This window comes from Chryseobacterium nakagawai (assembly GCF_900637665.1).
Taxonomy (GTDB): Bacteria; Bacteroidota; Bacteroidia; order Flavobacteriales; family Weeksellaceae; genus Chryseobacterium; species Chryseobacterium nakagawai.
On the sequence record NZ_LR134386.1, the window covers coordinates 4059310 to 4084871 of the forward strand.

The 25562-nt window shown below is 36.3% G+C and carries 19 protein-coding genes; 6 read left to right on the top strand and 13 right to left on the bottom strand.

What is annotated here, in order from left to right; translation table 11 throughout:
* Positions 1 to 32 precede the first annotated feature (32 nt).
* The 3 genes from EL260_RS18305 to EL260_RS18315 all read right to left on the bottom strand — a co-directional run bounded on the left by EL260_RS18305 (position 33) and on the right by EL260_RS18315 (position 2307).
* Positions 33 to 917: a helix-turn-helix domain-containing protein gene (locus EL260_RS18305; RefSeq protein ID WP_123856841.1), complete on the bottom strand. Its 885-nt coding sequence runs from the start codon at positions 915 to 917 to the stop codon at positions 33 to 35.
* A 186-nt stretch (positions 918 to 1103) separates the two neighbouring features.
* A complete protein-coding gene (locus EL260_RS18310) occupies positions 1104 to 1541 on the bottom strand; it encodes a MarR family winged helix-turn-helix transcriptional regulator (RefSeq protein ID WP_123856842.1) in 438 nt (145 codons plus the stop codon).
* Between the two features lie 13 nt (positions 1542 to 1554).
* On the bottom strand, positions 1555 to 2307 hold the full coding sequence (locus tag EL260_RS18315; RefSeq protein ID WP_123856844.1) for an SDR family NAD(P)-dependent oxidoreductase: 753 nt from the start codon (positions 2305 to 2307) through the stop codon (positions 1555 to 1557).
* A 612-nt stretch (positions 2308 to 2919) separates the two neighbouring features.
* Between EL260_RS18315 and EL260_RS18320 the strand changes: the two genes are divergently transcribed.
* From EL260_RS18320 to EL260_RS18340, 5 genes are all read left to right on the top strand, one after another.
* On the top strand, positions 2920 to 3918 hold the full coding sequence (locus EL260_RS18320) for an EamA family transporter (RefSeq protein ID WP_123856846.1): 999 nt from the start codon (positions 2920 to 2922) through the stop codon (positions 3916 to 3918).
* Between the two features lie 18 nt (positions 3919 to 3936).
* Positions 3937 to 4965 (top strand): methionine ABC transporter ATP-binding protein, encoded by a 1029-nt coding sequence (locus tag EL260_RS18325; protein ID WP_123856847.1) that lies wholly within the window; start codon positions 3937 to 3939, stop codon positions 4963 to 4965.
* A complete protein-coding gene (gene metI, locus EL260_RS18330) occupies positions 4958 to 5614 on the top strand; it encodes a methionine ABC transporter permease MetI (RefSeq protein WP_123856849.1) in 657 nt (218 codons plus the stop codon). Before EL260_RS18325 ends, metI begins: the two co-directional genes overlap by 8 nt.
* A gap of 138 nt (positions 5615 to 5752) precedes the next feature.
* Complete coding sequence (gene metQ / locus EL260_RS18335; protein WP_123856851.1) at positions 5753 to 6559, top strand: methionine ABC transporter substrate-binding lipoprotein MetQ; 807 nt, start codon at positions 5753 to 5755, stop codon at positions 6557 to 6559.
* Between the two features lie 306 nt (positions 6560 to 6865).
* Positions 6866 to 9124 (top strand): glycoside hydrolase family 3 C-terminal domain-containing protein, encoded by a 2259-nt coding sequence (locus EL260_RS18340; RefSeq protein ID WP_123856853.1) that lies wholly within the window; start codon positions 6866 to 6868, stop codon positions 9122 to 9124.
* A 434-nt stretch (positions 9125 to 9558) separates the two neighbouring features.
* On the opposite strand, the gene EL260_RS18345 is transcribed toward EL260_RS18340, so the two are convergent.
* The 8 genes from EL260_RS18345 to EL260_RS18380 all read right to left on the bottom strand — a co-directional run bounded on the left by EL260_RS18345 (position 9559) and on the right by EL260_RS18380 (position 21976).
* Entirely contained in the window at positions 9559 to 11742 is a 2184-nt protein-coding gene (locus tag EL260_RS18345) for an outer membrane beta-barrel family protein (protein WP_123856854.1), read from the bottom strand.
* A 324-nt stretch (positions 11743 to 12066) separates the two neighbouring features.
* On the bottom strand, positions 12067 to 12621 hold the full coding sequence (locus tag EL260_RS18350; RefSeq protein WP_123856856.1) for a DUF2652 domain-containing protein: 555 nt from the start codon (positions 12619 to 12621) through the stop codon (positions 12067 to 12069).
* A 59-nt stretch (positions 12622 to 12680) separates the two neighbouring features.
* Positions 12681 to 14093 carry an efflux transporter outer membrane subunit gene (locus tag EL260_RS18355; protein ID WP_228445526.1) on the bottom strand — a complete coding sequence of 471 codons (1413 nt, stop codon included), beginning with the start codon at positions 14091 to 14093 and terminating at the stop codon, positions 12681 to 12683.
* 17 nt (positions 14094 to 14110) lie between these two features.
* Complete coding sequence (locus EL260_RS18360; RefSeq protein ID WP_123856859.1) at positions 14111 to 17251, bottom strand: efflux RND transporter permease subunit; 3141 nt, start codon at positions 17249 to 17251, stop codon at positions 14111 to 14113.
* 9 nt (positions 17252 to 17260) lie between these two features.
* On the bottom strand, positions 17261 to 18406 hold the full coding sequence (locus tag EL260_RS18365; protein ID WP_123856861.1) for an efflux RND transporter periplasmic adaptor subunit: 1146 nt from the start codon (positions 18404 to 18406) through the stop codon (positions 17261 to 17263).
* A gap of 214 nt (positions 18407 to 18620) precedes the next feature.
* Positions 18621 to 19547, bottom strand: coding sequence for an AraC family transcriptional regulator (locus EL260_RS18370; RefSeq protein WP_123856863.1), 927 nt, complete (start codon positions 19545 to 19547; stop codon positions 18621 to 18623).
* A 186-nt stretch (positions 19548 to 19733) separates the two neighbouring features.
* Positions 19734 to 20480, bottom strand: a complete 747-nt coding sequence (locus EL260_RS18375) for a metallophosphoesterase (protein ID WP_123856864.1) — start codon at positions 20478 to 20480, stop codon at positions 19734 to 19736.
* 107 nt (positions 20481 to 20587) lie between these two features.
* On the bottom strand, positions 20588 to 21976 hold the full coding sequence (locus EL260_RS18380) for an MFS transporter (protein WP_123856865.1): 1389 nt from the start codon (positions 21974 to 21976) through the stop codon (positions 20588 to 20590).
* A 142-nt stretch (positions 21977 to 22118) separates the two neighbouring features.
* On the opposite strand from EL260_RS18380, the gene EL260_RS18385 reads away from it, so the two are divergent.
* Positions 22119 to 22589, top strand: a complete 471-nt coding sequence (locus tag EL260_RS18385) for an Lrp/AsnC family transcriptional regulator (RefSeq protein WP_123856867.1) — start codon at positions 22119 to 22121, stop codon at positions 22587 to 22589.
* 885 nt (positions 22590 to 23474) lie between these two features.
* Here EL260_RS18385 and EL260_RS18390 read toward each other — a convergent pair.
* On the bottom strand, positions 23475 to 23990 hold the full coding sequence (locus EL260_RS18390) for a hypothetical protein (protein ID WP_228445528.1): 516 nt from the start codon (positions 23988 to 23990) through the stop codon (positions 23475 to 23477).
* Positions 23991 to 24009: 19 nt separating this feature from the next.
* Entirely contained in the window at positions 24010 to 25065 is a 1056-nt protein-coding gene (locus EL260_RS18395; protein WP_123856871.1) for a hypothetical protein, read from the bottom strand.
* Between the last annotated feature and the right edge of the window lie 497 nt (positions 25066 to 25562).

Here is a 25562-nt window from a genome sequence, read left to right on the forward strand (position 1 = left end):
GATTTAATGGAAATTTCAGTTTTTTTGGAGATCTATAGGTCTTCCGGGATTTTATTCAGAACATCGATACCTATATATTGATTTTGAAATTCTTTGGGTGTCATTCCCGTGTACTTTTTAAAAAAAGCATAAAAACTGCTGATTGAACTGAAATTCATCAGGATAGAAAGCTCCTTGATTGATACATTGGAGGCTGTCAGATAGTGTTTAATCTCTGCCAATAATTCGCGATTGATGATTCCGGTGGCTGTTTTTCCGAGATGCTTATTGCATAAAATATTCAGATAGTTTGTTGTAACAGCCAATTTATTAGCATAAAAACTGACTGTTCTTTGATCTCTAAAATGTTCAAACACCAAGGTAATAAATCTGGAGAGAAGACAAGCAGAATCCATCCTTTTTTCATAATGAAGCCTGTAGATTTCTTTGCTCAGCATCAACATGATAACTTTAAGCCTGAATTCAGAAGTTAATTGTTCTTCCTGCCCGCCTTTCAACTCTGCTCCTATATTAATAAATTCATATTGAAATTTTTCAAAACTTTCGTCTGATAAATTAATACTCCCCAATTTCATATAGTGAGAGAAGGGGTATTTTAGATAACTACCAAAAGTTTCAAATATTTTCCCAGAAATCATTATACAGTTAATTACATAACCCTCTTCTAGGTTCCATTGGCTGGTCTGACCTGAAAACACGAAATGAAGCTGCCTATTCTGAATTTCTTTTGTTTCCCCATCTACAGTATGGGTTCCATGACCTTTTTTAATTAAAAATAAGAAGAAACCCTCTTCTCCAAACGCAATTCCATCCGGAACTTCATTCTGGAAGTGATGATCCAAAATTATATCAGAAACATCTGTAGCAAAGTGAAGTTTTTGATTTTGTTTATTTTCAAGAAGTCTGATTGTACCCATGTAGAAAAGATTCTTATGAAATTTAATATCTGAATATATTTTTTACTAAAAAGCCCCAACATCTACTTCTACCCATTCATTTTAGTTTAATGAAAACAAAATTATTTTTTCCAAAACAAAAAAAGCATCACAAATGATTAAAAAAATTATTCAATTCATTTCTTTTTGGATGCCATATTATGAAAATTAAATTTTTCTCATCTTTTCCAAAAGACGGATCAGAACTTCGGCTTCTTCATCTGTCAGTGTACTGTACACATCATCTACCCCAACAAGATCGCTGGTCACTTTTTTGTATAAAGAATTTCCTTTATCCGTAAGTGCAACATCTATAAGGCGTTTATCTTCTGTATTCACACTTTTTTCAACCAATTCTTTTAGAATCAGTCGGTCTACCAGCCTGGATACTCCTGCGTTTTTCTCTAACATTTTTTTCAAAATGGCAGAAGTAGATAATGGCTGGCCCGCATCATGCAGGATCGAAAGCACATTATACTGTTGAGATGTAAGTCCATAACCGGCAAAAAATTCTTGTGATTTTTCATATACATGATGATATGTTTCCACCATGGTAATTCCCAACTGCCTTCGAAGTGGAAGATCTCCCGCTTTTATTTTTTTCATTTCTTTATTTTAATTATTGTATCAGATAACCTCCATCTACCGGAAGATAAGCTCCTGTACAGAAACTTGCGTCATCTGATGCCAAAAATAATACAGCTTTTGCAATTTCCTCGGGTTTTCCCAATCTTTTCATCGCATGTTTAGATTCCATATAGGATCTGTACTCTGTACTTTGTGCTGCATTGTCCATTAACAAAGGAGTTTCTATATATCCCGGACCAATCGCATTAACACGAATATTATGAGTTCCGTTTTCCAGCGCGGCTACTTTGGTAAGGCCTACCAACCCATGTTTTGATGAAGCATACGAAGCAATTCCGAATTCAGCTACCTGACTCATGATAGAACCCATATTTACAACAGCCCCACCTGTTGCCTGTTTTCTCATCTGGGCAATCTGATATTTCATTCCGTAAAACACCCCGCTCAGATTGATATTAAGAACTTTCTGCCATTCTTCTATTGTCTTTTCATGAACAGGAGATGCGTCTACAATTCCTGCATTATTAACCGCTATATCCAAACTGCCGAACGCCTCTACCGTTTCATTGACGGCTCTTTCCATTTCTTCATGATTAGAAACATCGCATGCAATAAATTTAGCAGCAGTTCCTTCATTTAAAACTTCTTCAAGTGTTTCTTTATTCTCTTTAAGGTCTGCAATAACAATCTTCGCTCCCTCTCTTGCCATTAAAACAGCCACAGCTTTCCCAATTCCTGAATTTCCTCCTGTAATAAAAGCAACTTTGTTTTCAAAACGTTTCATATTGATTCTTTTTAAAATTAATATTTCAAATTTAATGACTAATCATCAATGTCTAATCATAAATATTGTTAAAAATAAAAACTATTTTAAAATTTAGAGGAATCATAGGAGTTGAGAGCCAACTCTTTTTATCATGAAGATAAAGTGTTATGATCCAATCCTATTTTATACAATTCTTAAAAATTTTAATTTATTTTATTTTTCTTACAACCAAAAAAAACAAAAATCCCAATGGAAAATGAATTTAAAATGGAAAACCTCTATTCAAAACATCTTAAAATAGAAAAAAACAAAAAGACTAAACAATTTAAAAACAACAAGTTAAATCATTAATAATAATTTAATATTTAAAAACCCTACATTTTTAGTAGACTAATAAAAATTATATTATATATTTGCAAACGTATTCAGGAAATAAAACAAAATGAGCACAATAACAAAGAATAATGCAACTCATAAACACATCATTAAAAACATGATGAAGGATATGTGTATGCCTGTGCATCAAGAATACTGTGGGTGACCTTACTTTTAATATGACATACTTTTGAAGGCCCTACCAAGTTGTAGGGCCTTTTTTATTTAAAAACCAAAACATTAAAAAAAATAAAAATGACCAATTCTAAAAACAAATGGCTGGTTCCATTGGCATTTACAAACATCTATGTAATATGGGGGATTACGTTTTTAGCTATTTCATTTGGCTTGAAAGGTTTTCCTCCGTTCATTCTTTCAGGATTGAGATTTCTGGTAGCAGGGATTTTGATGATGGGGTATCTATTGTCTAAGGGAGAAAAAGCAAATTCTCTGATCAACTGGAAAAAAAATGCCATCACCGGAGTTCTTATTCTTACCGGAGGAACAGGTCTGGTAGCTTGGGGAGAACAGTATGTAACAGCTTCAGAGGCTGCAATCTCAATAGCAACTGGCCCCTTCTGGTTCATTGCTATCGACAGAAAAAACTGGAAATATTATTTTTCAGATAAGTTTATTCCGATAGGTCTGATGATTGGATTCGTAGGATTGATATTCTTTTTAAAAGGAAGCGTCAATTCAAATGCAGCTCATGCAGCCGCTAACAGTCATCTTCGCATTACCGCTTTTGTGGTATTAGGACTTAGTTCTATTGCATGGGTTTTAGGCTCTTTATACTCCAAGAAAAATCCAGCTTCACAGACTACCTTTATGAATATTGCCCAACAACTTATTGTGGCCGGAGTAGCTGCTTTTCTTATTGCTTTATTTAGAGGGGAATGGGCTCATTTTTCGGCTTCAAACATCCCTGTATCGGCATGGGCAGGTGTTCTGTTTTTGATCTTCTTTGGATCGATAGTCGCTTATTTGTCGTACATTTGGCTGTTGTCTGTGAAACCTGCCGCATTGGTAAGCACCCACACCTACATTAACCCTATTGTTACAGTTATTGCAGGATGGATTGTAGCTAATCAAAGTATCAATGGAGGCCAGTTATATGGTTTGGCAATCATATTGCTGGGAGTATTGCTGACCAATGTCACCAAGTATTTCAAGCTTTCCAAACGGTCTAAGGTCAAAATCAGAAGAGTTAGAAGATTTTTTAACAGGGCAGGCAAAAGATATCAGCCTATTTAAATAGTATAAAACATCAGAATGATAGAAATCAGAAATATATCAAAAACATTCCATCAGAAGAAGCAGGCATTTAAGGCATTGGATCAGGTGAGCCTCAATATTGATAAAGGAGATATTGTAGGTATCATAGGCTTCTCCGGTGCCGGAAAAAGTACCCTGATCCGTACCGTTAATCTGTTGGAAAGACCGGATGAAGGGCAGATCATTATTAATGGAAAGGATTTCACCCAATTAAGTTCAAAGCAGCTTGCTGAAGAACGTAAGAAAATAGGAATGATCTTCCAGCACTTTAACCTTCTTTCTTCAAGAACTGTTTTTGATAATGTAGCACTTCCTCTGGAGCTGGACCACATCAGCAAAGATCAAATCAATAAAAAGGTCAACGAATTACTGAAAATTGTAGGCCTTGAAGATAAAGCCAATGATTATCCAAGAAGCCTTTCCGGAGGACAGAAACAAAGAGTGGCCATCGCAAGGGCTTTAGCCAATGATCCTCACCTGTTGCTTTGTGATGAAGCCACCAGTGCGCTGGACCCGGTTACCACCCAATCTATTTTACAGCTTCTAAAAGATATTAATGTGAGATTAGGAATTACTATTCTTCTGATTACCCATGAAATGGAAGTCATTAAAGCTGTTTGTAACCACGTTGCCGTGATAGACAAAGGAAAACTACTAGCTAAAGGAACATTAAGTGAGATCATTTCAAACCGGGAAAATCCGGTGATCCAACAATTTATAAATTCAGATGTCATGACCCTGCCACAGGAACTCAATAACAGACTACAGAAAGAACCTCAGGAAGGCTTATTTCCTCTGGTCGAAATAGAACTTAACGAAAACATAAGTGTTGAACAAATTCTTTCAGCCCTATACAATGAACATAAAATCCCTTACAAAATTTTGAAAGCAGATGTAGAATATTTTGGGAATTCTAATTTTGGTAAACTACTTTTGCAACTTCAAGGTGAAGCTGAAGAAAACCAAAAAGCCATCTATTATTTTAATCAGAATAAATTACAAAATACAGTAAAAGGATATGCTTAGTGATGCAGTACTTGCCCTTTTGGCAAAAGGAACCTGGGAAACAGTTTATATGACATTCGTATCCGGATTTTTTGGATTTGTTTTAGGGCTCCCGGTAGGAATTCTCTTATTTTTAACAAGAAAGGGACAATTGTTGGAAAATGTGATCTACTATAGAGCATTATCCATTATTGTCAATATTTTTCGGGCGATTCCATTTATTATTTTAATTGTATGGATGATCCCTTTTACTAGGGTTTTGGCAGGAACATCTATTGGAGTGAATGCAGCCCTGGTTCCACTCAGTGTAGGAGCAGCCCCTTTTATTGCAAGATTGGTTGAAAACAGCCTTATCGAAGTTCCTCACGGATTAATTGAAACAGCTAGAGCCTTGGGAGCTTCCCCATTTCAGATCATTAGAAAGGTATTACTTCCTGAAGCGCTTCCTTCATTAATTAATAATGCAACCATTACTTTAATTACATTAGTAGGGTATTCCGCGATGGGTGGTGCTGTGGGTGCTGGTGGATTAGGACAGGTTGGATACCAATATGGATACATTGGGTATGATATTGTGATTATGAATACGGTATTGATCTTACTAGTACTTTTGGTATTTATCATACAATTTATGGGCGATAAACTTTCTAAGAGATTTGACCATAGATAAGTTTGAAGGTTTCGAGGTGCGGGATTTAGGTTGGAGAGTTTGAAGGTAATAGAGTTTTTGAGTAAAGGAGAACAAATAAACGAACACTGCTTTTGTGATTTTACTATTTTAACTTCTTTACAAATTAAAAAGAATAGAATGAAAAAAATAAAAATCTTAGGTTTAATCGCTGCTGGAGTACTGCTTTTCAGTGCTTGTTCAGGGAGAAAGGATGATCCGAACTTTATCAGAGTGGGAATTACTTATGGACCAGAGCAGGAAGTGGCTGAAGTAGCTAAAAAAGTAGCAAAGGAAAAATACAACCTTGAAGTGGAGCTGATTCCTTTCAATGATTATGTTGTTCCCAATGAAGCATTGATGAATGGAGATATTGATGTGAATGCTTTTCAGCACGCTCCTTATTTAACCGAACAATCAAAACAAAGAGGATATCATCTTGCTATTGTAGGAAATACGTTTGTCTACCCTATCATAGCTTATTCAAAGAAAATTAACAATCTTAACCAATTACAAGATGGGAGCACTATTGTTATTCCCAATGACCCTACCAATGGTGGACGTTCCTTACTTCTATTGCAGAAAAATGGATTACTGAAACTAAGAGCAGGGGTTGGATTGCTTCCAAAGGTTACCGATATTACTGAAAATCCAAAACAGCTGAAAATTATGGAAATTGAAGGAGCACAGATCCCAAGGGTTTTGGATGACAGAGATGTTGTCGTAGGAATCATCAATAATAATTTTGCTGCACAAGCCGGATTGGATTCAGAAAAGCAGGGTATATTTAAAGAAGATAAAGACTCACCTTATGTTAACCTTGTCGTAGCAAGACAGGATAATAAGAACAGCCAGAAGGTAAAAAACTTTGTGAAAGCTTACCAATCTGATGAAGTGGAAAAGAAAGCACTGGAAGTTTTTAAAGGAGGAGCTGTGAAAGGATGGTAATGAGTTTGAGGGTTGGAGAGTATGAGTGGTTTAGGGTCCGGGATGCGAAATTTAAAAGTTCAGGGTCGTTATCACTTCTCTCCTGATTGACCATTCACTTGCGAAGTAAAATTGACTATTAACATCAAATATTACATTTCTCAGTCTATTATCTACAAATATCCCCCAACAGATTTCTACCTTCAATAAATAACAAGCTGTCAGCAATTTTGTAGGCAGTTTTTTTATGTTTTAAAATTTATTTTCTCAATTTGAGATAATATAAAAATTTTGTTTATTTTTGCTTCAATCCATTAAAAAGGCATTATGTTAAAGAAAACCGCCATTGTAAGTTTATTCACCTTTATTTCTGTTTCTTATATGGCCCAGAACACTACTCCCGTTTATTTAGATGAATCAAAACCTGTAGAACAGCGTATTCAGGATGCTCTTTCCAGAATGACCCTGGAAGAAAAAGTAGCGATGCTACATGCACAGTCAAAATTCAGTTCTCCTGGTGTTCCAAGATTAGGAATTCCTGAATTCTGGACGACTGACGGCCCTCATGGGGTACGCCCTGAAGTCATGTGGGACGAATGGGATCAAGCCGGATGGACCAACGACTCCATTATCGCCTACCCTGCCCTTACCGCTTTATCAGCTACCTGGAATAAGAAAATGTCCTGGAACTACGGTAAAGCATTGGGAGAAGAAGCCCGTTACAGAAAGAAAGATATTCTATTGGGTCCAGGTGTCAACATTTACAGAACTCCTCTAAATGGCAGAAACTTTGAATATATGGGGGAAGATCCATATCTGACCTCAAAAATGGTAGTTCCTTATATCAAAGGGGTACAATCTAATGGTGTAGCCACTTCTGTTAAACACTTTGCCCTGAACAATCAGGAAATGTTCCGCCATACCAGCAATGTAAATGTAGATGACAGAACATTATATGAAATCTATCTTCCACCTTTCAAAGCAGCAGTAACAGAAGGAGATTCATGGACGATCATGGGGGCTTACGATTTGTATAAAGGTCAATATGCCAGCCAGAATCAATACCTATTAAATGATATTCTAAAAAAGGAATGGAATTATAAAGGTGTAGTAGTTTCAGACTGGGGAGCTGTTAACAATACTGAACAGGCTATCCATAACGGACTGGATCTTGAATTCGGATCATGGACGAATGGTCTTTCTGCAGGAACAAAAAATGCTTATGACAATTATTACCTGGCAAAACCTTATCTTGATCTTATTAAAGCAGGAAAAGTAGGAACTAAAGAACTTGATGACAAGGTCACCCGTCTGCTTCGTCTTGCCTACAAAACGACAATGAACCGAAATAAACCTTTCGGAAATATCGCTTCTGAAGAACATAAAGCTGTGGCTAAAGAAATCGGGGAAGAAGGAATTGTTCTGTTAAAAAACCAGGGAAATATACTTCCAATCGACATTAATAAGGCTAAAAGAATTGCTGTTGTGGGTGAAAATGCCATCAAGATTATGACTGTGGGCGGTGGTTCTTCATCCTTAAAAGTAAAATATGAAACCCTTCCTTTAGACGGAATCAAAAATAGATTTGGAAAACAAGCTGATGTGCAATATGCCAGAGGGTATGTTGGTGACATTGGCGGAGAGTACAACGGGGTAAAATCCGGACAGGACCTGAAAGACACGCGCTCTGAAGCGGAACTCATCAAGGAAGCTGTAGAATTAGCAAAAAAATCCGATTACGTAATTTTCGTTGGTGGATTAAACAAAGCTGACTTTCAGGACAGTGAAGGAAATGACAGAAAGAGCTATGGATTACCTTACAACCAGGATAATGTGATTACAGCATTAGCTAAAGCAAATAAAAATCTTGCTGTAGTTTTAGTTTCCGGAAATGCCGTAGCCATGCCTTGGATTAAAGAAGTACCGACTGTTGTACAGGCATGGTATCTGGGTTCTGAGGCTGGAAATTCTATTGCTTCTATTGTAGCAGGTGATGCCAATCCATCAGGAAAACTTCCGTTTACTTTCCCTGTAAAACTTGAAGATAACTCAGCTCATCAGCTTGGAGAATATCCTGGTCAGAAAGATGAATTGGCCGCAGGAAAAGGAAAAGATCAGAAAAACCCGATCAATATCACTTACAACGAAGGTGTATTTGTAGGATACCGCTGGCATGATACCAAAAACATCAAACCTCTTTTCAGCTTCGGACATGGATTAAGCTATACCACATTTGAATTTGGAAAAGCAAAAGCAGATAAAACAAGTTTATCACAGAGCGACACTATTACTTTTACGGTAACTGTTAAAAATACAGGAAAAAAAGCCGGAGCCGAAGTTGCGCAGCTTTACATCAGCGATTTGAAATCATCTGTTCCACGCCCTGCCAAAGAATTAAAAGGCTTTGAAAAGGTTTATTTAAACCCAGGAGAACAAAAAGAAGTGACTTTCACTATTGATAAATCTGCATTAAGTTTCTTTGATGCTCAGAAACACGACTGGGTAGCAGAATCGGGAGATTTTGAAGCTTTAATTGGTAATTCTTCGGATGCCATCAAAACAAAAATAAAGTTTACGCTGAAATAGTAAAGGAGGGAAGATGGAAACATGAAGATGGAAATTACTATTTGGCGACTAACTTATCTATCTAATTAATTTTGTAGAATTTATGAAGCAGGTTTCAGTTTTGAAGCCTGCTTTTTTATTTTTCGCAGATTCCTATGCCTAAGTTGACGTTATCATCTATATATGTAATCTACGAGATCCACGGGAACTTAAATAATTTTTAACCATCAAGAAAAATAAAAACTTTAAAGAAGCTAACTTCCCATCGTTGATGAATAAAAAGGTTCCTTTATCAATAGCGCCAGCTATAATTTTAGTGATTCAAATCTTCAGAAAATTTCCCGCAGATTAAACGGATTACACAGATTTTTTCAACTTATCTGCCTATAAAACAGCATTGAAATAAAAAATAAAGGTTTCAAATTGAAACCTTTATTTTTTATTGAACTAACTTTTTATTTTGCTCCTCCAGCATTTTTCTCAACATCTGTTTTGGTATTTTCTTTCACTTTCTGGTTCCCGAAACGCTTTACAAAGGTAATATTCACCCCATACCAATCCCATAATTCATATCTTCTGACTGTTCCTCCCTGATTGTAAGTAATATCATCAGAATAAGGTCGTTTAAAGATATTCATCAGCTGTATACTGGCCTCCATTTGCGTTTTAGGAAATATTTTTGTGATGGAAATATTGTGGAACACGTTGGTATTATTGGCTTGAGTATTTCCATTGTTCTGATTGGAGATTTCCATCCAGGCACTCAGGTTAATATTTTTATTGAAAAGGTTCGTATAAGAAAGATTGGCAGAACCACCCCAATAATTAATATATGCTCTCCCTCCAATATCATTTTTCAGATTGAAATCATGGTTATCAATATAATACCAGCCGAAGCCAACATTCAGATTCAGCTTATTTTTAAGAAAATTCTGATTGGTATTGGCAAAAATGTAATATTTCTCAACTTTCCCATTAAAGTTTCCGGGGAAAGATACATTTCTTCCTCCTTCACTAGAATAAGTAGTCCAGTAATCCTGATTGGTATGCATATATCTTGCAGAAATAAAATACTTTTTCAGGATTCCAAACTTCAGATAAAGCCTGTCGTTAGGATTAGGATTCAGATCCATATTTCCTCTGGAATACGTTCCATCAATAGATGGAGTTAAAAAAGGATTAAATTCCGAATACCATGGTCTCCAGATTTTACGATCGTAAGTAAGACTCAAATCATATTTGTCTGAAAAATTATATTTCAGCAATAAATTAGGGAGAAAAGTACCATAGCCATCTTTTCTTTCGGTTCCTGCAACGTCCTGTCTTACCTTGAAATCAATATATTCATATCGAAGACCTATCCTGGTTTCCAGTTTCTTGAAAAACGTTTTGCTATAGTTGGCATATACAGAAGTTATATTATCCTCATAATGGAATTTATCCCTTGTTGAAAGCCCTGCATATTCAGAAGTCCCCAAACTGTATCCATAAAGATTATTAGGAATTACATGATTGTTAAGTTCTGTTTTTCCTCCTACTTCAATTGTTCCCCAGGATTTGCCTAATGGCTGGGTATAATCTACTTTCAAATAATAATTACGCATCTGCCCATTATTTACTGATCCTATTTCTTTAATATTTGGATCATTTAATATTGTTTTATTGATGAGCTCATTATTATTATTTCCGGAGTAATTGGTTCCTAGATTAATATCCAGGATCCTGTTTTTTTCTTTATCGTAATATTTATAAAAAGCATTCGTCCCCAAATTACGGTAAAAGGTATTCGCGTTTTGAGCCTGATGATAATCAATAAAATCTTTTTTCAGATAATCATATTCTCTCCCGTCTGTATCTGATGAAGATAAACCACGGCTTTGATAATACTCCAGGACAACTCCTATATTATTTTTATCATTAAGCTCAAATTCGGAAGTAGAGGAAAGTGATGGCGTTTCACTTCTGGATATGGTTTGATAACTCAAATCCCTATTGAGGGTATTGTCAGCATAAAACACAATATTACTGGAACCTTTTTGTACATAATTATTATTAGAATAACTTCCTATAAAGGTTTGCGTAAATTTCTTTTTGTGGTAATTCAGGTTGAAGTTGGAATACTGTGTATTTTTTGTACTCTGCCTGTTACTGAGTGAAATACTTCCTTTTAATCCTTCATCATCGCGTTTTTTCAAAACAATATTGATTACAGAACCGGAAGCTTCATATCGTGAAGACGGGCTTGTAATCACCTCAATCTTCAGTAGATTATCTGCCGGAATCGTTTTAAGGTATTCTTTTAATTCTTTTCCTGTAAAAACTGATTTTCTATCATTGATATATACTGTTACCGATTGTCCTTCCGCTTTTATAGCGTCACTATTGTCAATACTTACCAGTGGGGTCATTCTCAGTACATCCCATGTAGTATTTCCGGCTACGATAGCACTGTTTGCCACATTAAAAACAGTTCGGTCTACTTTAGACTCTACTGTTGGTTTTCTCGCTACAATGGTAACCACTTCTATCTCTTTTGCATTTCCCTTTACAGTATCCTTAGCAACTGGATCTGGAGCCTGAGTCTGGGCCAGAGCCAAAGAACCCGTTAATGCTGCTATAGAAAATAATATTCTTTTCATGTGAAATCTTAGTTTTATCTATAAGACCACTATACGCTAACATTTGTTACATCAAAAAAATTAAAGAACGGAATAAACTTCTAGGTTTTAACAGTTTACCAAATTCATTTTTAAAAATAATTTAAAAAAATAACAATTATTAAGATAAAACAAACAATTAAAAACCCTTATTCCCAACATATATACAATAATTTCATCATGATAATAATTTCTATTAACCAAACTTTAACATATTTATTTTCATTTTACCCATAAAAAAGCCCGGATCTCACCCCGGGCCGCTAGCAATAGCAAATTTACAAGGATTAAAAAATAAAAAATATGCTAGTTTATATTTTCAAAATAATGGATCATACCCACTTCTGGCAGATGGTGCTGATCTTCATTAAAATCAGCTTCCTGATTACTCGTACTTTCTAAAAAAGAATTACTGAATAAAGCATATGAAGGTTGCTGTGCCCATCCGTTTTTCAACAGCTGATGCGCCTCCACGATTGGCTTCCCATACAATTTTCTGAAACTTCCTATATTATACTGTGAAAATGCTCCATAATGGACAATAAATTTCAGAGATAAATCTATAGTAGTACTTAAGCTTTTACTCAATTCTTTTATTTTTCTGTTGAATGCATTACGCATTTTCCAAAGCATTCCTGAAATATTCTGATAAGACGGATTTTCATCATATCGATAAAATAAAATGGCATCTCCTTCAATTTCAGAAATTTCAAAATACTGATCATTCACATCAATCAGCGTAGAAAGTAGTTGTCTTACAATATATTCTCCTGTATAAAGTTTGGTATTGAACACAAATTCGGTAAATCCGCTGAAATCCGGAATTAAAATGATTCCCTCCTGTATATTTGTATCCTTCATAATAGTTTTGGATTAAAAACCTGCTGCATCATAATAGACGAAGCAGGTTCAATTTTACTTTATTGCCATCCGCCACCTACGGAGCGATACAGCGCAGTGATTGCGTTCAATCGCTGAGCTTTCAGAGAAGCCAGTTCCAATTCAGCATTAAGCTTATTGGTCTGTGTCATAATGACCTCTACATAGGTTGCTGAGTTGTATTTGAATAACAAATCCGCTTTCTTTACAGCTTCATTAGACTTCACTACCAATCCTTCAGCAATTTTCTGTTGTTCTTCCAGCTTTTGAATCTGTACCAGTGCATCAGAGACCTCTCCTACTGCCTTCAACACAGCTTGTTTAAAACCTATTTCAGCCTGATCTGCCAATACTTTAGACTGTTCATACTGCGTTTTCAGCTGTTTTCCATTCAAAATAGGCTGGGCAATGGCTCCGGCAGCCATTCCGAAAAGAGATCCTGGAATACTAAACCAATGACTAACTTGGAAAGCATTTACACCGCCCTGAGCCGTAATATTCAATGACGGATACATGCTCATTTTGGCCACATGAATTGCCGCGGCACTCTTCCTCACTTCCAACTCAGCAGTTTTTATATCTGGCCTATAGCTTAATAATTCTGAGGGAACTCCCGCAGAAATATGATCCGGAGATTGGACATTATTCAGACTTGCATTTCTTTCGATTTTCTCAGGCATAGAACCCGTTAATAAACTCAAAGCATTTTCCTGTGTAGCCACAGAACTTTCAATCGCTGGAATTGTTTTCAGGATCTGATCTTTTACAATTTCCTGTTGTTGTACTGCTAAAGCTGTTGTTAACCCAAGTTCCTGCTGTTTTACCAAAAACTTAAGGGTAGTATCAGCATAGGTAAGATTGGATGTTGTGATTTCCAATTGAGTATCCAGCATCAAAAGATTGTAATAGCCCTGAACGACAGCTGCCACCACTTGTGTTTTTACCGCTTTAGCTGCTTCCTGGGTTTTTAAATAGTCTGCCAATGCCTGCTCCTTTCTTCCTTTAATTTTTCCCCAAATGTCAGCTTCCCACGAAAAATTGAGTCCTGTTGTATAATCTTCTGTATACCTCTTTCCCATAAACTGTCTGCCCATCATTCCGTTCATACTGTTGTCTGATGCACGGTTGATAGTGGCATTCGCAGTGGCATTGATTGTAGGAATATTTCCCCACTTGCTTTGCGTATACGCCAATGAAGCAAATTCTATTTGTTTTAAAGCTACCTGCAAATCATTATTCTGCACCATTGCTTTATCAATCAATTTTACCAAAACCGGGTCTTTGAAAAAGTCTTTGTAACCGATCTTCGCAATATTTTCATTCTGCTCAACCACAATACTGTTACTTCTGAAAGCTTCAGGCATTTTCACTTCAGGCTGTTCATACTTCTGGACTCCGCAAGAAACAGCGGTTCCGGAAATGAATGCGATATATGCTATATTTTTAATTTTCATTGTTAAAATCATTTGAATTAATATTCCCAATCTGCATCAGTTACTACTCTTCCGTTGATTTTCTCATGCAAAGCCTGGAACATCACAAAAAGTACCGGAACGAAAAAAATCCCTAAGATGGTACCAAAAAGCATCCCTGAAATTGCCGCATATCCAATAGAATGATTACCCATTGCTGACGGTCCTACTACAAAAACCAATGGAAGCAATCCTGTAATGAATGCCAAAGAGGTCATCAAAATCGGACGTAATCTTGCCTTTGCTCCTTCCACTGCTGAAGCAATAAGACTTTTTCCAGCTCTTCGTCTCTGGATGGCAAATTCCACGATCAAAATACCGTTCTTTGCCAAAAGCCCAATCAACATTACAAGAGCAATCTGAACGTAAATATTATTAGATAATTCTGCGAAAGTAATTCCCACAAAAACGCCTGATAATCCTACAGGAATAGCGATCAATACAGCAAATGGAAGAATATAACTTTCATATTGTGCTGATAAAAGGAAAAATACAAATACAATACACAACCCAAAAATCATTACTGACTGCGAACTGGAACCTGCCTCTTCACGGCTCATTCCTTTATAATCATAAGTATATCCAGGAGGAAGAACTTGCTTGCTTACTTCTTCTACAGCCGCCATAGCTTGTCCTGTACTGTAACCCGGCGCAGCCATTACTGTTAAATTGGATGAATTGAAAAGGTTGAAACGGTCTACCACCTCAGCTCCTGTTGTCTGCTTTAAACTCACCAAAGTATTGATAGGAACCATTTGTCCCAGGTTATTTTTAACAAAAAGTCCATTCAGAGATTCTTTATCCTGTCTCGTTTCTGGAGTAGACTGTACTAAAACTCTGTAATATTTCCCAAATCTATTGAAATCTGAAGCCTGAATACTTCCGTAGTATCCCTGCATCACTCCCAATACATCAGAAACATTCACTCCAAGCTGAGCGGATTTCACCTCATCTACAAGCACTTCAAACTGAGGATAGGTAACATCAAAAGTGGTAAATGCGACCGCCACTTCGGGTCTCTGCATCAAAGCACCCATCATTCCGTAGGAAATATTTCCAAGGTTCTGAAGTTCTCCATTGGTACGATCCTGAAGCACAAGCTCCATTCCACTCGTATTTCCGAAACCATCAACCGTTGGCGTATTAATTACAAGGAAATTCGCTCTTTTATCTTTGGAAAGCATTCCCTGCGTCTGCCCAATAATGTCATTGATATTGCTAACAGCTCCTCTTTCTCCTGAATTTTTTAATTTAACGAAAATAGAAGCTGCTGAGGAAGACATTGATCCACTGAATAAGTTCAGCCCATCTACAGAAATCACTTTATCTACCGCAGGATTTTTCATCAAAAGATCTTCCGTATCAGATACTACTTTGGATGTTCTGTCTTTAGACGCTCCAGGTGCCAGGTTAGCCGTTACAATAATAAAACTCTGATCTTCATCAGGAATAAATCCTTTTGGAGTGGTCATAGACATCCAGGCAAACAATCCTCCAAACGCTACAATCATGGCCACTGCAATCCACTTTTTCTTCAAAAGAAACAGTACCGCTTTTCCGTAACGGAATGTCAGCTTATTAAAACTCGCATTAAATCCAGCAAAGAAACGGTCTTTAAAGTTCATTTTTTCATGAGTTCCCCCATGATGCTGTTTAAGGAATAATGCACATAAAGCCGGGCTTAAAGTCAATGCATTGATGGCAGAAATGATAATAGCAATTGCTAATGTTAAAGCAAACTGTTGATAGAACAGCCCTGTGGAACCACTCATAAATGCTACCGGAACGAATACCGCAGACATAATTAAAGTAATGGAAACAATAGCTCCTGTAATCTCACTCATCGCAGACATGGTGGCCGCTCTTGGATTCAGTTTTTTATGCTCCATTTTAGCATGAACGGCTTCTACCACTACAATGGCATCATCCACCACGATACCAATCGCGAGCACCAGGGCAAACAATGTAAGAATGTTGATAGAGAATCCAAAAATCTTCATAAAGAAGAACGTTCCTACAATCGAAACCGGTACTGCAATGGCTGGAATTAAAGTAGATCGGAAATCCTGTAAGAAAATATACACTACAATGAATACAAGAATAAATGCTTCAATCAAGGTATGAATTACCTGTTCAATTGATTGGTCTAATGCCTCTTTAGTCGCATATGGAATTTCATAATCCATTCCTGCCGGAAAAGATTTTTCCAATTCCTTCATTCTTTCCTGTAGTGCAATCTGAACCTCGTTCGCATTGGAACCCGCCATCTGGAAGATCGCCATCGTTACAGAAGCCTTTTTATTAAAGTTAGAGGAAACCGTATAACTGTAAGCTCCAAACTCTACTCTGGCAACATCTTTTAATTTCAAAACAGACCCGTCGCTTAATGCTTTAATGGTAATATTTTCATATTGTTCAGGCTCGGTAAATTTTCCTTTATACCGGAGAACATATTCCATTACTTCTTTACTTCTTTCCCCTAATCTTCCGGGTGCTGCCTCGAGATTTTGGGTCTGAATCGCACGGGAAACATCAGATGGAGTAAGATTATAGGAAGCCAGTTTATTCGGATCAAGCCATACTCGCATAGAATAATCTTTGTTACCGTACACCATAGCATCACCTACTCCTTTCACCCTTTTCAGTTCCGGAACAATATTGATTTTTGCATAGTTTTCAAGGAAAAGATCACTCATTGAACCATCTTTACTTGTTAAGGAAACCATCGCAATCATACTATTCTGTCTCTTTACCGTAGTAATTCCGGCCTGGATCACCTCAGCAGGAAGCTGGTTGGTTACCTGTGCCACCCTGTTCTGAACGTTAATCGCGGCCTGATCCGGATCTGTACCCAGCTTAAAGATCACAGTAATACTTAATGTTCCATCATTACTCGCTGTAGAAGTAATGTAATCCATATTTTCTACCCCATTGATGGCATTTTCTAATGGCGGAGCCACAGATCTTGCAATTGTTTCAGCATTAGCTCCGGGATAGGCAGCCGTTACCATCACGGTAGGCGGTGCAATATCCGGAAATTTTGTAATCGGCAGGCTGACCATACCGACGATCCCGAGAATAACAAGCAACACGGAAATAACCGTGGCCAGTACGGGTCTTTTTATAATTTTCTTTAACATGATTTCTTCTTACGATTTTTTCTGTTGAGCATTTTTCTTTTGTGCCACTACAGGAGTTCCCGGCTGTAATCTGTCGAAACCGGAAACGATATACTGATCTCCAGCTTTCAACCCTTTGGAAACAATGAAATTATCACCCGCTTTTCCATTAACTTCTACAGGAAGCATTTCTGCTTTTCCATTCTTGATCGTAAACACAAAAACTTTATCCTGAATGGTTCTGGTAGAAGCAATTGGAAGCAACACAACATTGCTGTAAAACTGATCCAATAAGATCTTTCCTGTATTTCCGCTTCTCAGGATGTTATTCGGGTTGTTGAATTTTGCTCTTAAAGTAATAGAACCCGTAGTTTTATTAAACTGCCCTTCAACGGCATCAATCCTTCCTGTCTCAGCATACTTTTCACCACCGGAAAGCAATAGAGATACTGCCGGAGTGTTTTTAATAACCTCATCAATACTGCTTCCTACATACTGTTTCTGGAAGTTATTAAAGTCATTTTCACTTAAGCTGAAATAGGTATACACCTGATGAATATCTGACAGTAGGGTAATCGCTTCCTGATTGCCTGGTGTCATCAAGCTTCCCAAACGATAGTTGAATCTTCCGACAAATCCGCTTACCGGAGCTTTAATCGTAGAAAAATTAAGATTGATCTTTGCAGATTCAATAGAAGATGTTGATTGGCTTACTGCTCCTCTAGCTGCATTATAAGCCGCTTCAGCTTCTTTCACCTGTATTTCGGAAACCATTTTATTTTTAAAAAGTTCCTTTTTTCTATCCAGATCAATTTTAGAAGTCGAAAGATTAGCCTGCGCAGTAATTAATGCTGCCTGTGCACTTTTCATCTGTTCAGCAAAGATTCTGTCTTCAATTTTAAAAAGCGGTTGTCCGGCTCGGACATAATCACCTTCATCTACAAAAATTTTGCTTAGGTATCCTGTTACCTGAGGTCTTATTTCTACATTGGAAATTCCCTCAACAGATGCCGCATATTCTCTGGAAACTGAGGCGTCTCCTTGTTGTACTATTTCTACAGGAAGTTCTGGTGCCTGTTGCTGATAAGCCTGGTTTTGATTACTTTTCTTACATCCCGCCAACGCAATGAGTGAAAGAAAAAGTAGTGTCGATTTTTGAACAAAAAATCTTTGCATAACTCTAGTCATTTAAATTTTCGCCACAAAATTCGAACGAAAAAAATTCAATAGAATTATTCAAAAAACTCCTTGTTTTGTCAAAAAGACTCCTTATTTTAAAAAACATGAGAAATATCATTCATAGATAAATTGAATGATATATTTCTAAAATTTAAATCAAAAAAAGACTTTTTTTTATCAAAAAGACATCTTAAATACAACTTGCTGATAATCAATACAAATCATCTTTCCGATATTCCAACGGAGCTCGCCCAGTATGCTTTTTGAAAAATTTACTGAAAGATGCCTGATCCGAGAATTTAAGTTTTGAAGCGACTTCATTCACATTAAGATTTGGATTTCTGAGCAATAATCTCGCTTCTACTGCCAACACCTGATGAATAATATCCCGGGGTGTTTTGAACATCGTTTTATTGATCACTTTGGTAAGGTATTTCCGGCTAATAAACAACTTGTCTGCATAGAACTGTACATTGTGTTCTTCCTTGAAATGTTCCTGAACAAGTTTAAAGAAACTCGTGGTAAGCTCATCTTCCCTAGGGGTCACTGAATGCGGCTTTTCGATTTTTTTGAAATAATTGTCTATTTCATAAATAACCAACGAGAAGTGATGCCAGATCATTTCATTAAAATAATAATTATCTTTCTCCTTGTTATTCAACATCTTCAATTCATCAAGATAAAATTGTAGTCTTTTGTAAAGCTCAGGTTCATTCCTTACGATATGGGTAGGGTCTGACGACAAACTTTTCAGAACATTATTAGACTTATAGTTAAAACCAGCTTCAGAAATAAAATCTACCGAAAAGAAAATATATTTAGCATTATAATCATCAGCAATATTTTCCACCCAGAAAGTCTCCGCCATAGGACAAAAAACCACATCTCCTTTATAGACCATATATCTTTTATCATCCAATCTAAATCCTACACTTCCTTCCTGAACGAGAAAAATACAGAAATAATCTGAGCGATAGGGCATATTAGGTTTGATAATATAATTCGCCCTGTCAATTTCCATTACCACAAACTCTTTGATCCTGAGATCAAATTCAACTTGCTGTAACACTTTATCAAAAGCCAGCTGTGAAACAAAATCGGGTTCCTGGAGAGGTTCTTTACGGGACTTTTTAGCCATAGGAAATGGATTGTAGGGCACGAAGGTAGTGAAAAAGAGAAAACTACAAAAAGGTAAAACACCTACAATAAAGCAAAACTACCCCATTAATCATGTCGCCCAAGGAAGGAAGTCATTTGTTATCAATAATAGCAACTCTTTTAAAGCTAGCTATTTCTGTTTTCTGCTCATTTTTTACACTTTTTCCTATATCTCAACAATCAATTCTTTCTCATAACCATTATATTTCTCATCTATGTAACCATGAGGATTACAAATAATCTCCGTTTTCCCAATAGCATATCTGCATGGAGTATGAATATGACCATGAATCCAATACTGCGGCTGATGTTCCAGGATCATATCTTCCAGATTGGATGCATAAGCAGAGGTCAATGGATCTTCCTTATAATGTTCCGGCACAGATTGAATGCTTGGTGCATGATGGGTAACGACTATATTTTTAAGTTCTTTTGAAACTTCAAGACTCTCCTGCAACCATACTTTTGAAAGCTGATGAATTTTGAACGTATCTATGGTTCTCATTTTTGAGTAAGATGGATCACGCCTGATCTTTTTATAATCGTTCATCTTCGGTTGGCAGATCATTCCGTATTTCACAGGATTTCCAAAGATTGAAAAATCGGTCCATAAAGTAGTCCCATGAAAGCGAATATCTCCAATGTCTACAAAAGCGTTTTCGAGTATAAAAACATTAGAATCTTCAGCTACCTCCTTTATTTTATGAAGTGTTTTAGGGTATGAACCTTTATAATATTCATGATTGCCCAGCACATAAATAACCGGCTTATCGGGAATAGCTTCTTTCATCCATTCAATCCCCTTAATTCCTAAGTTGACATCACCCGCCAACACAATAACATCTGCATTATCAAAACATAATTCAGTTCGTCCAAATTCCTGATGAAGATCGCTAATGATTTGTATTCTCACAGGACAAAAGTAATAAAGAAGAATGAGCTACTCAAAGAAAAAAAAGGAACAGGTGCCTAAACACCAATTCCTTGCTCATATAGTTTGTGTAATTTTAAGGTCGCTTATCATGAAACAGCAACTTCTGTCTGCTTCACTTTTAAGCCTTTTAATATAAAATAGAATAACATTCCAAGGGCTAAAAGAGCATAACTAATCAGTACGATCAGATTCAGGCTTCCTACTGCAAATTCTGAAGGAAAGACCTGACTCATTAAAGTCATGAATGAAAGCCCGATTCCAGCTCCCAGGAAGTAACTTGTAGAACTCAAACTTGATGCCAATCCGTAATTGGAAGGTTCAACATCCTGAATTCCCATCACTGAAAGCGCAGTAAAACAGAACGTCATCCCTATTCCCGAAATACAAGCAGACCCTAACAAAACCATGGTTAACGGATGACCCGTATACACCGAAATCAACAGCAATAATCCCCCTGCCAGCATAAATGACCATCCTAATACTCCCATTTGAGATGAACTCAATCGTTTTGAAACATGAGGCAGTATAAATTTAGCCGTTAAAGCTGACAGAACACTAAATGGCACAAGCATTAATCCTGCTGAAGCTGCACTATATCCCATATCCTTCTGAAGCATTAAAGAGATCAGGAATAAAAACCCGATGAAAAATGCTCCCAACGTGAAAAAAGCGGCATTGGAAACCACCAAGGAACCATGTCTGAATAATTTCAAATCAAATAAAGGTTCCGCAACAGTTTTCAGCCTGAAGAATACCATCACTAAAAACAGCACAGCAACTACTAATGAACCTATCACAAGAAAGGGTTCTTCTTTGATATGAACCAGCTCGTGTGTTCCATATGTAAGGCTCAAAAGACCAACAACCATTAATACTCCTGAAATAACATCTGTTTTTTGTGCCTTTTCATTTTTCTCATCCGTTGGTAAGTAATAATAAGACAAAATTAATGTGATTAAGAGAATTGGAACATTAATAAGGAAAACCCAGTGCCAGCTTAGGTATGTACTGATAATTCCACCTACGGAAAGTCCACTTCCTGAACCAATGGCAGCAAAAGAACTGAAGATTCCGATAGCACGGTTTCTTTCCTGTTCCTCCCTGAAAGTATTGGTTACAATAGACAAAGCTGCCGGCATCACCAATGCAGCCCCCAATCCCTGCAAAGCACGAAATATAGCTAACACATTAAAACTTTCGGAAAGGCCAGCTCCTAATGAAGTCAACATAAAAATAAGGGCTCCTAATAGAAATATTTTCTTTCTTCCTATCTGATCGGAAAGCTTTCCGCCAATAATCAGACAACCTCCAAAAAACAATACATACAGTGTCTGTAACCACTGAACGGTTCCTGCTCCGATATGAAACTGCTCCTGGATAGAAGGAATGGTTAAATTAATAATGGCAATATCCAAAGCCTCCACAAAAGTTCCCACCGATGCTAAAATTAATATTACATTTTTCCTTGTATCCATATATTCAAATTTCCTGCAAAATTAAAATTAACAGAACGTAAGTAAAAATTTTACATTAAATTTGGAACAATAAAACTAAATAGGACTAATTAAAAGAACAAAATAACTAAAATCATAAAATTAATCTGATAAAACAGAACAAATGGCAACAGAAAATTACACTCCCGACGAAAAAGACCTTTCTATCCTACGTCTTCTTCAAAAAGATGCCAAGATGAGCGTCCGTGATATTTCAGCAAGAATTAACCTGAGCCCTACTCCTACCCATGAACGCATTAAGCGTATGGAAAAACAAGGAATCATCAAAGAATATACTGCTGTTGTGGACCGAAAAAAAGTGAATAAAGGAATGATGGTTATCTGTATGATCGCCTTGAATGTTCATAATAAAAAAACAGCAGGAAAATTCATTGAAGAGGTCAGCAAATTGAAAGAAGTGGTTGAGTTCTATAATATCAGCGGGGATTTTGATTTTATGCTCAAAATCCTGGCTCCCAATATGGATGAATTTCATGAATTTTTCATCAATAAACTATCGGAAATTGAAGGAATTGGCCAGACCAAAAGTATTTTCGTAATGAGCAGCATTAAGGAAAGCGCCCAAATCGTATAACTAAAACCTTTACACTTCTTATCTCATTAAATCTTTTGAAACTTTCCTATCCAATATTCAGCGATAGGATTTCCCACTCTATTTAAAGCAATAAAGAAAGCTTGATTATTCATTAAAAAATCTTATAATTTAATTGGGGTTTTGCCATTGAATACTATAAAATAACATTCATCAACTAACAGGAGATGATTTTCAATTCCTTACGAAGGGAAAATTACATCAGGGATCAATCATTTTAGATATTTCATTACATTATATAGATTCAGAATAGCCCTTTTAAGGCCACTTTCTCAATTTTGATTTTATAAAAATCAATCTTTCTCCTTTTGTTAAATAAAATTTAAAAACCTAAAAACCAATTTATTAAAAAACAAGTAGTATCTATAGTGTAGCTGTGTCGTATCTTATTTTTTGGAAATATTTACCATTATTGAATATGTTTGTAATGTAAAAAATATAAGTCTATTCCAATATAAAAAACATTACCAAAAGATCAACATAAATTCATTTAAGAATAAATATTACTTCCTCTTAAAAAGTATAAAGAACAAACAGGGGGAAATCAAAATCAAGAGGAGCGAAATCTATTTTATCATCTAAACAAATAATATCAACTAAAAACACAAGCAAAAAGAGGCCTATTTAACACAACATCCTATGATGAAACAATATCTCAGTATTATGATATGCGTCCTTTCGTAGAAAACTGAGAATATTACAATTTATATTATTTGTTTAACTGAGAGATTACATTTAAAAAGCTGTAATCTCTCTTTTTAATAAAAATTCATAAAAAACAGCAGTATATATACATATACCACTGCTTTAATACACATTATAAACTTATATATACTCCGGTTTTCCGGAAATTATTTCATCTTAGATTTAATTCCAATAACTCCAGACTGATCCGTCAAATACAGCCAATGTTTTACTTGTTGTATCATAGCACATCATTCCGGGATATGGATTCTTCACATTAATATGAGGGGTTGCAATCTGCGGAAGGATCATTGCTTTATCCGGAGACTCCAACACTAACACCCCATCTGCAGCACTGGATGATGCCCCGATAACCACGCCTTTCCCTAACTCCGCAGAATTATTTACCACAACAGCACTTGAATTTCCTGCATCAGATAAAGGCTTCCATACATCATTCTCATAAACCTTTATTTTATTGTCAGTTACATCAAAAATAAATGTACCGTTCACCAAAGATCCGGTTGGAAGGCCAGAAGTTGCAGGAAGGATTAATCCTTTTGTATTTCCGGATACGTTATTGAAATCCAGAACCGTACTGTTTCCATCTACTGCCTGTTTACCAATTGCTACCTGAGCAATTGTGAAGTTAAAAATAACAATGGCAATTATTATACTTATATTTTTTATGTTTTTCATCTTTTTACTAATTTTTAGATTAATTATTGCAGGTTCTTTCTACACACTTCCATCTTGTGCCGTTGTACAATTTCACACATTTATCCTGAAGATCATATACCAACATTCCCTCTTTCGGATCTGCAATAGCATCCCCTGGCTGTGGAGTCTGGCTTACATGCTGAATTCTTGTAATAACGAAACCTTTATCTTTAGCTTCCATCGCAACAAAACCGTTGGGAACATTTTCTGGCCAGGCATTATTTTTTTGCTGTATCGTAATGCCGAATTTGGTAAACCCATCAGGTGTTCCTGTTGCTCCAAGTTTTGTACAGTAAGCATCCATATCATCAATAATTGTAGGCGCGTTACCACAGCTGTTTTTATCATCAGATAATCCTACTGGCCAAAGTGATGGACATGTAGCGGATGTAGCATTTGGACCACAGAAGCTTGCATTTCCCATACCAAGCCCTGTCACGCTTCCCATAGCAATAGCCACAATCTGGCTATCATCACTGATTATAGAAGCTCCACCACCACCACTTACATCAGCTTTCGCAATACAATAGGCTTTGCCGGTAGGAATTCCAACATATTCAACAGATGGATAAGTTGTTGACTGTTGGGTAAATGTTCCACATATCTCCACTACGCTGCTTGTTCCCATTTCAATAACTGCGGTAGTTCCAGGATAAAGTCCGCCAAAAGTTGGATCTCCTTGAGTAACCGACCCTGTAAGTGAAAGAAAAGATCTTGTCCCTAGTTTAACTTTTGAATTTTGCTGAGAGCCAAATGTCCCGATCTGAATAGAACCATTAGATCTCACACTGGCTCCGTCACCAATTTCCAGATCTCCCATTACCTGAATACCAGAAACCTGAAACTGTCCTGATTTTACAATAAGCGTTGCTCCATTCGGAATCGTAACACCACTTACTGTAGTATAGTTCCCATCAATACAATACGTAGTTCCGCTTACCATTGCCTGTCCTGTATAGGGTGTACAGGTCTGGGCATTTACAACCCCGTAGAAGGCAATTATTAATAGAAAAATCATTTTCTTATTAATATCAATAAAATTTAAGTTATTCATATATATTTATGCTAAATTAACGGATTATTCACATTTTAATAATAAATATGTGTTTTTTTTGCATCTCCGAATCCCTACCCAACAATTAATATACCAAACTTCATTACTGTTTTAAATAACAATATAATACCCTGCCGAATTTATTTTCATCAAAAAGATTTTTTTATAACATTCTATTTTGAAACAAAAAACAACTTACTGATAAACAACCTTCTATATAAGTCAAAACTACATATATTTAAGAAATCTTTACATATTATTTAAAAATTCAATATTATCAAACATATGTATTGGTTTTTGATCTCAAAAAAAGCAAATTAATAAAAACATAAATCAATATGTATCAACATTCTATGATTCACACAATACTTTCTCCACTTAGCCTATAAATCCTCCAAAAATCCTTTGTATTCCGAAATAATTCGTGGTTTCCGTGCCTAAAGATTGTAATCGATGATATAATAAAATTTATCTATTGGAACAGGCCTGTTTGGATG

Bases quoted from the DNA above. Each gene is read 5' to 3' on its own strand.
- EL260_RS18305 (WP_123856841.1), bottom strand. From the start codon at position 917: ATGGGTACAATCAGACTTCTTGAAAATAAACAAAATCAAAAACTTCAC.
- EL260_RS18310 (WP_123856842.1), bottom strand. From the start codon at position 1,541: ATGAAAAAAATAAAAGCGGGAGATCTTCCACTTCGAAGGCAGTTGGGA.
- EL260_RS18315 (WP_123856844.1), bottom strand. From the start codon at position 2,307: ATGAAACGTTTTGAAAACAAAGTTGCTTTTATTACAGGAGGAAATTCA.
- EL260_RS18320 (WP_123856846.1), top strand. From the start codon at position 2,920: ATGACCAATTCTAAAAACAAATGGCTGGTTCCATTGGCATTTACAAAC.
- EL260_RS18325 (WP_123856847.1), top strand. From the start codon at position 3,937: ATGATAGAAATCAGAAATATATCAAAAACATTCCATCAGAAGAAGCAG.
- metI (WP_123856849.1), top strand. From the start codon at position 4,958: ATGCTTAGTGATGCAGTACTTGCCCTTTTGGCAAAAGGAACCTGGGAA.
- metQ (WP_123856851.1), top strand. From the start codon at position 5,753: ATGAAAAAAATAAAAATCTTAGGTTTAATCGCTGCTGGAGTACTGCTT.
- EL260_RS18340 (WP_123856853.1), top strand. From the start codon at position 6,866: ATGTTAAAGAAAACCGCCATTGTAAGTTTATTCACCTTTATTTCTGTT.
- EL260_RS18345 (WP_123856854.1), bottom strand. From the start codon at position 11,742: ATGAAAAGAATATTATTTTCTATAGCAGCATTAACGGGTTCTTTGGCT.
- EL260_RS18350 (WP_123856856.1), bottom strand. From the start codon at position 12,621: ATGAAGGATACAAATATACAGGAGGGAATCATTTTAATTCCGGATTTC.
- EL260_RS18355 (WP_228445526.1), bottom strand. From the start codon at position 14,093: ATGAAAATTAAAAATATAGCATATATCGCATTCATTTCCGGAACCGCT.
- EL260_RS18360 (WP_123856859.1), bottom strand. From the start codon at position 17,251: ATGTTAAAGAAAATTATAAAAAGACCCGTACTGGCCACGGTTATTTCC.
- EL260_RS18365 (WP_123856861.1), bottom strand. From the start codon at position 18,406: ATGCAAAGATTTTTTGTTCAAAAATCGACACTACTTTTTCTTTCACTC.
- EL260_RS18370 (WP_123856863.1), bottom strand. From the start codon at position 19,547: ATGGCTAAAAAGTCCCGTAAAGAACCTCTCCAGGAACCCGATTTTGTT.
- EL260_RS18380 (WP_123856865.1), bottom strand. From the start codon at position 21,976: ATGGATACAAGGAAAAATGTAATATTAATTTTAGCATCGGTGGGAACT.
- EL260_RS18385 (WP_123856867.1), top strand. From the start codon at position 22,119: ATGGCAACAGAAAATTACACTCCCGACGAAAAAGACCTTTCTATCCTA.
- EL260_RS18390 (WP_228445528.1), bottom strand. From the start codon at position 23,990: ATGAAAAACATAAAAAATATAAGTATAATAATTGCCATTGTTATTTTT.
- EL260_RS18395 (WP_123856871.1), bottom strand. From the start codon at position 25,065: ATGAATAACTTAAATTTTATTGATATTAATAAGAAAATGATTTTTCTA.